Genomic DNA, 10,589 nt, shown 5'->3' with positions numbered 1-10,589 from the left:
CAATCCGCACAAATCCGCCGAATCCGTGTTCCATTCGCTTAAAGGTAAAATAGAACACGGATGACGCGGATGAAACGGATGACGCGGATTTTTTTGGATCGGAATAATCTCGTCATCAATAAAAACAATCCGTTCAATCCGCCAAATTGGTGTTCCATTCGATTCAATGTGAAATAGAACACCGATGATGCCTGTTTAATAGTATTTAAAATCCCAAATTTGACGCATCCACCAATTCTACAAAACGTTTCATTTTTTTCTGAATGACTTTAAAGTGGTGTCTGTCTTCTTCTGTGATTAAAGAGATTGCTTCACCGGCCGATTCAGCCCTACCCGTTCGTCCGATGCGGTGGATATAGTCTTTTGGGGAGCGGGGTAATTCATAATTGATCACATGTGGCAAATGCAGTATATCAATCCCCCGGGCAGCCAAATCCGTTGCAACCATAACACGTACATTCCCCGCCTTGAATTGCTTCAGGGCTTCTGTTCGTGCTCCCTGACTCTTATCACCATGGAAGGCCATTGCCTGAATACCGTTTTTGTTCAGCTTAGTGGTCAGGTTGTCTGCTGTGCGGATCGAAGAGGTAAATACCAGCACCTGCTTCCAGTCCCCCTCTTGGATTAAAAATCGAAGCAAAGGACCCTTATTTTCCGGAGATACCAAATATGCCGTTTGATTGATCAATTCGGGGGTAATGGTATCCTGTCCCACCTCAATTTTGACAGGATGGACAAGAATTTTCGCCATCAGAGCCTCGACCTCCGAATCGATTGTGGCCGAAAAAAGAATACTTTGTCGCTTTTTGGGAAGCCTTGAAAGGATTTCATCCATTTCTTCCTTGAAGCCGAGGTTCAACAGCTTATCTGCTTCATCGACCACTAACATTTCGACTTGGGAAAGATCGATGGAGTTTTTTGACACCAAATCCAATAGTCTGCCCGGTGTTCCTATTAGCACTTCGGTACCATGTAGGTTCATCATTTGGGGGTTAATAGACACACCACCATATACAGCCATGGTTTTAATTTTCCTCGGTAAAAAATCCCCAAAAGACTTAAATACTTCCATTACCTGCGCTGCTAATTCCCTGGTTGGCACCAAGACTAATACGGGGACGGATCTACTTTGAACCGAAGGCATTTTTTGTAACCGCTCAAGTATGGGTAATACATAGGCTGCGGTCTTTCCTGATCCGGTAGGTGCGAGTCCAATTAAATCCTTTTTTTGAAGAATAAGCGGAATGGCTTCCTGTTGAATGGGATAGACTGATTGGTATTGGGCTTGGGAAATGGCTTCTAATAGAAAATCAGATAATCCTAGGTCGGCAAAAGTCATTGATGATTTTTTGACAAAGATAAGGGATTTTGTCCACTTCAATTTTTTTTCCTCAGATCGAAAAGATACATTTTCTTTGGTATCTAGTGATATAGTCTATCGCAGTGGGTTCGCCTGGTGCAAATATCCAACCTCTGCCCTTAATAGGTCACAAAACTATAGGTAGTAAAAAAATTAAAACCCGTCAGAATTTTCAGCTCTGACAGGTTTTAATTATATAAATTATGGTATGTACACTAGTGTAAAGTCAACCGTGAGTCGCTTAAATATTTCCCATAGATATTCTCGGAATATATCAGCTAATATCTGCGCAATCCGCGGGAAACAAAACGTTACTGAATTATTGACACGACGCTAGGTTGTCCTGAGACCAGGCTGACCCAAATTAGGTACCTCAAAGCCTTCTCTATAGTTGCGGGTAAGCATTTGGTCCGCCTCAGCATCATTGACAAATGTCTCCGATTTTGGATCAAATGTCAGGACACGTTCCAATTTGTACGCAATATTGCCCAAGTGCGCCAAACCCGAAGATAGGTGTGCTGTTTCCACAGGGCCATTTAAAATGGATTTGTCGTGTTTTCTTACAGCCTCTATAAAATTTGCAAAATGCCCATCGGTACCTCCGTCACCTCTGTCCATTTCAGAACCGGATTTCCCACCGTCACTTCCTGACTTACCGGGTTTTCTGTCTTGCCCCAGAAATGTACTGTACTTATCGTATCCATCCACCACTAAATAACCTTTGTCTCCATAGAAGATATTTCCAACAGTAACCCCATCTTCCCTATTGGTACACCATGGCCTTACTTCAAATTGAATGATTTTATTTTCTTCTGGATAATTATATACGGATGTCAATACTTCAGGAACCTCCTTGGCATCATCCCAGAGGAACTTTCCACCCATCGAAGTTATTTTTGTCGGAAGTCCTACATCCAATCCCCACATGCAGAGGTCTGTTTCATGTATACCCTGATTCCCTACATCACCGTTGCCATAATCCCAGTTCCAATGCCAATTGTAATGCACCAGGTTTTTGGAAAAAGGCTTCTTTTGCGCAGGACCAGTCCATAAATCATAGTCAATACCTTCCGGAACAGGTGAGGTTCCATGATCACCAATACTTGGCCTCCACCTAAAGACAATGCCTCTCGCCATATAAACCCGGCCTATATAGCCATCCCTCATCAATTGAATAGCTTCTTGAACAGCGGGTGAGCTGCGAAGTTGTACCCCATGTTGTACAATGCGATCATACTTATGAGCAGCTTCCACCATTTGGCGTCCTTCCCATATATTATGGGATCCGGGTTTTTCTACGTAAACGTCTTTTCCTGCCTGACAAGCCCAAATCGTGGACAATGCATGCCAATGATTGGGTGATGCAATACTGACCACATCGATGTCCTTGTTATCATAGACCCGGCGAAGGTCTTGTTCCAAAGCCACATCTTTACTGTACTTATCCTTAAAGCTTTTTTGCCTTTCCCTCAAAATGTTCATATCAGGGTCACAAAGTGTGGTAACCTGTACATTCTTTTGATTCATAAAGCTTGCAATATGGCTTTTTCCTCTTCCATTTACTCCCAGCACTGCCGCATTAATCCGGTCATTGGCACCAAAAACGCTGGATGGTATAATAGTGGGTGCCACCATTGCAACAGAGCCCGCAATGGCCGTTTTTTTTATAAATGACCTTCTGGTTGATTCATTGTTCATAACATGTTTATTTTGAGTTAAAATTAAATTTTACCCCTAATTTAAAAAAAAATCACCTGACGAGGGTTCATCAGGTGATTTTTATTGAGTTATATTATTCACCAACGGCCCGCATGGGATCTTCATTGGTGACACCCGCCGGCTGTACCACGTGGGTAAGTGGCTCGATATTGCTTCCGGCACCGGCATATCCGGTAGTCTGGTTTAAGGTAGCCTCCACATTTCCTACTAAGTAAGGCTGATAAACCGGCCAGAAAATATGCATAGGATCCATGGTATACCTCGTTGTATTATAAGTAGCCCATCTCACTTCATCCCTGAAAAAGGAGTTTTTCTCCATCATCCGGTCATAGTAGAAATTGTTCGGGGACAATGACTTCTCAATATCGTTTCCGGAGAGAGTATATGTCTTACCGTTATAAGCTGCTTTACCAGTTTTGGCAAAAATTACGGATATCCGAACCAATTCATCGTGTCTATATTCTTCACCGTACAATTCACGGGTCCTTTCATCCAAAACAGCTCCAATACCCTCTGATTGTACATCCGAAGCAGTATACATATAAATGGCATTTGCACGTTCCCGGATGGCATTAATATCCTCCGCTGCTCCGGCATAATTTTCCTGCCATAATCTGGCCTCCGCCCGAATCAAATACACTTCTCCCATTCGCAAAATATACATGTCCATTTTCCCGGAATCCTGCCTATCGGGACGGGATTCCAGATTGACAGAATAAAATTTATACCGCGGATATCCAAACCAACATCGGATGGTATCTTGACAGGTTAAATTCCCATTTGCATCATACAATTGAAGGGGTTGGAGATAAAAAGGACTTCCGTCATCTTGTAGGGATGGATTATCGTACAATACATCCTCCATTTCAAACCAGTTGAGGTCTTTATGCCGGTAATCCTGTTCGTCAATCATGCCATTATAATTCCAGATATCATATTGGGAATAATTTGTCGGGCGGGCAAAACCTTGACTCCTACCCCATTTTTTCATCATTCGACCACGATTGTCGTTGGTGGTTGCCTGTACATCTGTGCCGATCCGTGTGGTACCGGGTTCCCATACGCCCAAGTTAGTGCTGACGAAGTTTGGCCCCCATGCCCTGATTCTTGCTGCCTGTCCTTGCGTTCCCAAAACAAACGGTTCATTTACAACCAACCAAATCCCCTCCGGATTGCTGGTTTTTTGAGCACCTTTGTCCATGTGAAGATAATTGACTGCATCTGCAGGGGCAAAGCCGGACCTTCCAGGTAGAGGGTTTCCGGTATTTGGATTATTGGTATTTGCCACTTCTACTTCCGTAACTCCCGAAGGAATCATGGCATCGGTAAACAACCGCGACTCACCGTCATTGATCACATCCGTCATGAGCTGTTCTGCTTCCGCAAATCGTTGGTTCAGCATGTAATATTTAGCCAAAAGCATTCTTACGGCATCTTTTGGGGCTTGTCCTATAGGCAATTGGCCTTTTGGTTTCACATGCTGTACGGCATATTCCAGATCCACAATCATTTGGTCCCAGATTCCTTGCATGTGAAAAACCTTAAAGTCCCTTCTTGCTTCTTTTACCACATTGAGCGGAAAGGCAACATTGCCAAACTGCATGGTTAACTGCATATAGAAAAAAGCTCTAACAAAATAAGCCGAACCAAGTAAATGGTTTCTTTCCGAATTATTAACCCCATTCTCCCAATCAGGAAGATCAATGTAATCTATGACTGTATTTGCCTTTTTAATGTGATTGTAGTTGTCAGCATAAAAGGACAAGGTTCTGCCTGCATCGTTATTCCTTGCATTGGTAGGCGTGGCGTAGGTGCGCAAATCCACAAATGCGTCCGGTTTGTCTGTAGAAGCCACAACGGATGCATCACTCATATTGTGATTAAACATCAATTCCCGGGTATCCCCATTCCACTGAGTCATAACACCTCTCAACGCTGCATCGAGAGCCGTTTGCAATCCTGCCCCGTCACGAAATGTGTTTTCAGGACTTAGAAAAGAAAGTGGCTTTTCATCAAGAAAATCATCGGTACACGAAACCGAAAATAACAGCAAGAGCGATGCGATTATTTTATTGTATATTTTAATATTTTTCATGTCTTTCCAGTTAAATTATTAATTCCAACAATCGGGTTTCTTTAGATTAGAAACTAACGTCCAAGCTAAATGAATAGGTCCTAGGCATTTCTCTCGCAGACTCGGGATCCCCGAGCTCTCTAATCCAGCCAGTAAATACAGCGGCATTTTCAATATTTACAGCAAGCCTTACCCTGTTGGATTTAATTTTCTCCGTGAGATTCGGTGGCAAACTGTAACCTACAGACACGTTTTGAAGCCTCAAATAAGACCTGTTGATCCAGGTCTGACCACCCCCTAAATTGATTGAATTAATCCGCGCAAAGTTATTTTCTCCGTTAAGAGGAGTCCAATAGGGGATTTTATACCAGTTGTGGTTTTTGATGTATTCTTGGTTGTTGTTAAAAGGTTCTCGAGTACCGCCTAAATAGCCCAGTTTGGCAAGAAACACCAGTCCAAAATCAAACCCTTTCCATTCAAAGTCATTTCGTAAGGTCATGTACCAAGGATTATCGCTTAAACCGAGGAATACCCGATCGTCCAAATCGATTCTTCCATCGCCGTTTTGGTCCACAAATCTAAAATCTCCAGGAAACAAGCCGTATTGGGCGGCCTCATCCTCTTCTCCAAGTTGATAAATCCCATTTAAATCCCAATCCCAGATCACGTCTTTGTTTTTCCCGATAAACCAACCATTTTGAAGGTCATCCGGCTCTCTTACGACTGTATTGCCTTCCGCATCTGTAATAGGGATGGCCTTATTGCCCAACGTGGTGATTTTGTTCATTCTATACGTGACATTAAAGGTACTTCTCCAAGTAAAATTGCTGTTGGATATATTAATCGAATTTATTCCCAAATCAAAACCTTTGTTTTCCAGATTACCAACGTTGGTTTTTACAGAGCCAAATCCAGTAAGGTCGGGTAATTTCTGATCCAACAACAAATCTCTAGTTTCGGACTTGTAGACGTCCAACGAACCGGTAAGGCGGTCATTGAAAAATCCGTAGTCTATACCTACATTTACAGAGGCCGTTCGTTCCCAAGAAAGTAGGAGATTCGCAATTCTGTTAATTTCCGTATAGGGAGTAGCGACATAACCCCCATCATAATTCAAATAGACTCCATTACTTAGCCTTGCATAGGCGTTATAATCTTCCAACCCACTACTGTTACCGTTTATTCCATAACTCACTCTCGTTTTTAAATAACTCAACGCCTTCCCCTTGGGCATGAATTCTTCGTTAGTCAGCGTCCAAGCTGCGGATAGGGATGGGAAATTTCCATAGAGAGTGTTTATACCAAATCTAGAGAATCCATCCCTGCGGATAGAAGCGGAAAAGTTGAAACGATCATCATAGGCATAATTGACTCTTCCCATAACTCCAGTTCTAGAATTCACCTCATCATAGGAACTCATGGTTGGGTTTAACCCCAATTGCATCGCATGGTATCCAAGTCCCGCAGTAGGAGAGAAAGTATTGTTCATCGCCCGAGTCTCCCAACTTTGATTCCGTTCAGTATTGTACAAGCCTGTAAAACTTAACCGATGTATCCCGAAATCTTTATCCCAATTTAGAATCGTATTTGACTGCCAGGAAAACGAGTCATTGTACCTTCGCTCCGCAATATCCACCGCTCGCTGGGGATTTCCTCTTTCATTGAGATCAAATCGTTTTCTCACATCAAATCTGGGAGTATAGTCCGTTCGCAGACTAATCCCCAACGGAAGTGTAACCATCGCATACAAGGTAGGATTAATCATGAATCGGGTATGACTTCGGGTATTCCAGCTTGGATTTTGGTAGGGATTAGTTAAGTTCGATCCAGCAGGCTGATCGTTAAGGTTTTCCCTAGTCCGTGGCATATTATTCCGCCAAGGTTGGTCATAAGGGGAAAAAGACCTGTAACCACCATTAGGTATAGACATAGGACCTTCATCTTGAAAGGTAAACTGGGCGTTTGCCCCAATGGAGAAAAACTCGGCCAAGTTTACATCCAAGTTTAACCTCGAAGTGATGGTTTTAAATTTGTCATCTCTGATTACTGACTCCCGATCACTATATCCCAAGGCATAATAATAGGATACCCTTTCAGTTCGGCCGGAGATACTCACGTCGTAATCCTGCCTTACACCGGTATGGAATAAAAAGTCCTGCCAGTCATGAGTAATGCCATTGCGGTAATTCTCCAGTTCATTATCCCAGAAATTAAAATTGTTGACCCTTGCCAAATTAATTACATCCGGATTGGTCTCGCCGGGAATTCCGTTTGCCGCTAGCCAAGCACTTTGATACTGGGGATCTATGCTGTTATAATCGCGAAACCTTGTCCAAGGCTCTGTAATTGTATTGGTGATGGATTCGTTCATGTCCGTCAACCAATTCAATACTTCGTCCCCGCCCTTATAAGTTTCCTGTCTCCTGGCACCGGTAATAAGGCCTGTCCTATTGCTAAAGGTAATTTGTGGTTTACCAAAAGATCCCTTTTTGGTGGTAAAAATAACGACACCGTTCGTTGCTTGCGATCCATAAACCGCTGCTGCACTTGCATCTTTCAACACATCCACACTTTCTATTGAATTGGGGTTAATCTCAGCTAAATCACCTCTGAAAATCACGCCATCCAAAACTATCAAAGGTCTATTTGCTTCTCTTTCCTCATTTACATCGGGATCTAGGTCGGCTTTCATGGAATTATCCCCCCTTACGTCAAAATCAGGGACATTCCGCGCATTTGTAGCATACCCGACGCTTAGTCCGGGAACGGTAGATCGAAGTATTTCAGAAACACTGGTGGGCTTATATTTCATGACCTCCTCAGCTTTCACATTGACGATGGCTCCGGTCATATCCTTTTTCTTTTGGGTACCGTACCCTATCACAATCACCTCGTCCAGGGCTTGTGCACTTTCTACCAGTGTAACATCAATGGTGGATCGATTATCTATCGCAATGGTCTGATTTTCAAACCCTATAAATGAAAACACCAAGGATGAGTTTTCCGGGACGGTAATGCTGTATTTCCCATCCATGTCAGTGGCAGTACCTATGGACGTACCAGGTACTGAAACAGTTGCGCCGGGAATAGGATCCCCATTCTGATCGGTCACTGTGCCAGTGACTGTTACATCAATCGGTTTGTTCGATTCAGCTCGTTCCAAGGATTTTGAAGAAACAGTTGTCGTCCTGCTTTTCTCCAAGTTTGCCAAGATTCCGTCTAAACTGCCATGCTGAGCCAAAATTGGGCCGCCTAACAGGAAGAACAGGATTGCCGTGGATGATGCCATCCATTTCATTTTCCAGCAATTAAGTAATTTTCTTTTCATTAATTTTGGGTTTTGAATAAATGATTGATTTTGGGTATTAATTGGATACTAATCATAAGGAATATCCCACCTTGTTTTTCCATAGGCTTTTCTTAATTAAGAATAACTTTTAATTAAATTAAACATAAAATAGAATTATTATTTGCGCAATCGATTGCACAACCATATAAAAGTATTCCCCGGATGATGAGAGAAAATTATAAACTTCAGTTAAGTTCTTCTATTGGCGGGTTAATGTTAAAAAAAAATAAACTTTAAAAAAAATAGAAATTGATATATTTTCAAAAAAGAAATAGAAATTTAGATTACATGATATTTCAATCATATAATTAGCCTATATTAACTATATGATTTTTCTAAAAGAATTGATTTATAATCATTGAAACTCTAATTAAAGCTGGTAACTCATCCTAAATTCTACATTTATCTATCTGGACATGGCAATTCGAATCATATCCTCAAATGTTTGTTGTTGAAGCTGTCTGTCTTTATCACTAATCGGTTCTTCCCGGAATTGCAACCGTGTAAAAACGTGGAGCTTTGAGTCAATCATCTCAATTTCAACTTGATTGACAGTGGTTATTCCTTTATAGATAAGTACTGCGCTGGCAGGATCTGCACTAGCGTCATGGGTGGATTTATATACTTTCATAAAACTCCGCAATGGAAGTCCAAAACCATGCTGTAGGTCTTTCCGGACTTTTTTGATAACCGACTGCAGCTCCCTCAGTGTTTCATACGGCCGGTAGTTGTACCAATAGGTTATTTCACCCTGTGTATTTTCCGCTTCGGTGTAACCAATCAGGGGACCAAGGACTCCAATCAATGGAAGCATCTTATCCGAAGGGACAACGATCGGATCCACCAAAAGAATGCTATTCGGAGTTGTTTTTCCATTAAAATAGCCAGAGCCAATAGCTTCTAAAATCAAAGCACCACTGGTTGATGATCCTACCAGGTGAAGATTGCTGTAGCCTGCTTCTAATAACGCCTCATACTCATCAAATATGGCTTGTTGCCAATCTTTCCAGCTGGCAGATTTAAACTCCTCATAGGTACGGCCATGTCCTCCCAAAAGCACTCGGGAAACGTAATAATCCTCCGTATTTCCCGACCAATCGACAAATTCCTGCCATTCAAAAGTAGAGGCACTAAAACCATGACATACAATAAAAACAGGTCGGGAAGCCTGTTCCGCTGTGGGGTTGGGATTACCCTGAGAGACTAAATAGTTCTCAGGAGATAAAAGAGAAGGATCAAAAATGATTTTCCCATCCAGAAAGTCATCGCTGATTTCTGGATTAACATCACAAGATCCCAGCATAAGGTTAACGCAAACCAACAGACAAATACAAATGCTCTGGATCATATTGGCCGATAGGCTTTTCACTTTTGGTTGAAATGCTGAATAGATCCTTAAAAGGAAAAAGGGAGGGCTGGTGAAGTTTTTCATTTCAATGGGTAGAAAAAGTTTAACTGGGCAAATAAAGGATATAGAGTTCCCGGCCCGTTTAGGCCGTTGCCAGAGATTATATTGTAACCTAAGGCCATATTTACTTTTAATTGGACCGGAGTAGTCCACTCCAGACCCGAACTTGCAGAAAGCAACATGGAACTTCTATCCAGCACATCGAAAATTTCCGCTTCATAATCTGCCGCAAAATACCCACTGTTCAAACTGACAAAAGGCCTAATTTTCCTGCGATTTTTAAAATAATAAGACAACCAAATTTGATAATTATCCTGTTTTATTGCATTTGAACCCAAAGCAGAACCCAATCGGCTGCTGACAAATCCAATCCCGAGAAAGAGCCTGTTATCGGCTAGGCGATCAAATGAGATTTGAGATACAAATCCATTTTCCAAGTATAGCCCCAATGATTTCTGGCTCCGAAGGCCAATGTCAATATGGGATTGTTGGGCCAGGCTTACACTTGGCAAATTCATGAAAACCAAAACTGTCCCCAGTATGATCCATTTTTGGCTTCTTAACATTGGCGATCCATAGAAAATATTCCGAATGTAAGCCTTTTTCTTCCAAATTCAATCTTTAAATTTTCCACCCAAGATTTGCAATAATACCCAAGCCCAAAAAGCCAATGGAGAAA

Annotated in this window: 6 protein-coding genes; all 6 read right to left on the bottom strand. The window is 42.0% G+C overall.

What is annotated here, in order from left to right:
* Nucleotides 1–205 precede the first annotated feature (205 nt).
* The 6 genes from FQ608_RS25340 to FQ608_RS25315 all read right to left on the bottom strand — a co-directional run bounded on the left by FQ608_RS25340 (nucleotide 206) and on the right by FQ608_RS25315 (nucleotide 10,476).
* Complete coding sequence (locus FQ608_RS25340; RefSeq protein ID WP_158861288.1) at nucleotides 206–1,339, bottom strand: DEAD/DEAH box helicase; 1,134 nt, start codon at nucleotides 1,337–1,339, stop codon at nucleotides 206–208.
* Nucleotides 1,340–1,693: 354 nt separating this feature from the next.
* On the bottom strand, nucleotides 1,694–3,058 hold the full coding sequence (locus FQ608_RS25335; protein ID WP_158861287.1) for a Gfo/Idh/MocA family protein: 1,365 nt from the start codon (nucleotides 3,056–3,058) through the stop codon (nucleotides 1,694–1,696).
* Nucleotides 3,059–3,152: 94 nt separating this feature from the next.
* Complete coding sequence (locus tag FQ608_RS25330) at nucleotides 3,153–5,174, bottom strand: RagB/SusD family nutrient uptake outer membrane protein (protein ID WP_158861286.1); 2,022 nt, start codon at nucleotides 5,172–5,174, stop codon at nucleotides 3,153–3,155.
* Nucleotides 5,175–5,220: 46 nt separating this feature from the next.
* A complete protein-coding gene (locus tag FQ608_RS25325) occupies nucleotides 5,221–8,481 on the bottom strand; it encodes a SusC/RagA family TonB-linked outer membrane protein (protein WP_158861285.1) in 3,261 nt (1,086 codons plus the stop codon).
* A gap of 427 nt (nucleotides 8,482–8,908) precedes the next feature.
* Complete coding sequence (locus FQ608_RS25320; protein ID WP_234364398.1) at nucleotides 8,909–9,805, bottom strand: alpha/beta hydrolase; 897 nt, start codon at nucleotides 9,803–9,805, stop codon at nucleotides 8,909–8,911.
* A gap of 125 nt (nucleotides 9,806–9,930) precedes the next feature.
* Nucleotides 9,931–10,476 (bottom strand): hypothetical protein, encoded by a 546-nt coding sequence (locus FQ608_RS25315; RefSeq protein ID WP_234364397.1) that lies wholly within the window; start codon nucleotides 10,474–10,476, stop codon nucleotides 9,931–9,933.
* Between the last annotated feature and the right edge of the window lie 113 nt (nucleotides 10,477–10,589).

Origin of the sequence: Lunatibacter salilacus (assembly GCF_009797935.1) — a bacterium.
Taxonomy (GTDB): domain Bacteria; phylum Bacteroidota; class Bacteroidia; order Cytophagales; family Cyclobacteriaceae; genus Lunatibacter; species Lunatibacter salilacus.
This window is presented reverse-complemented; position numbering and strand designations above follow the sequence as displayed.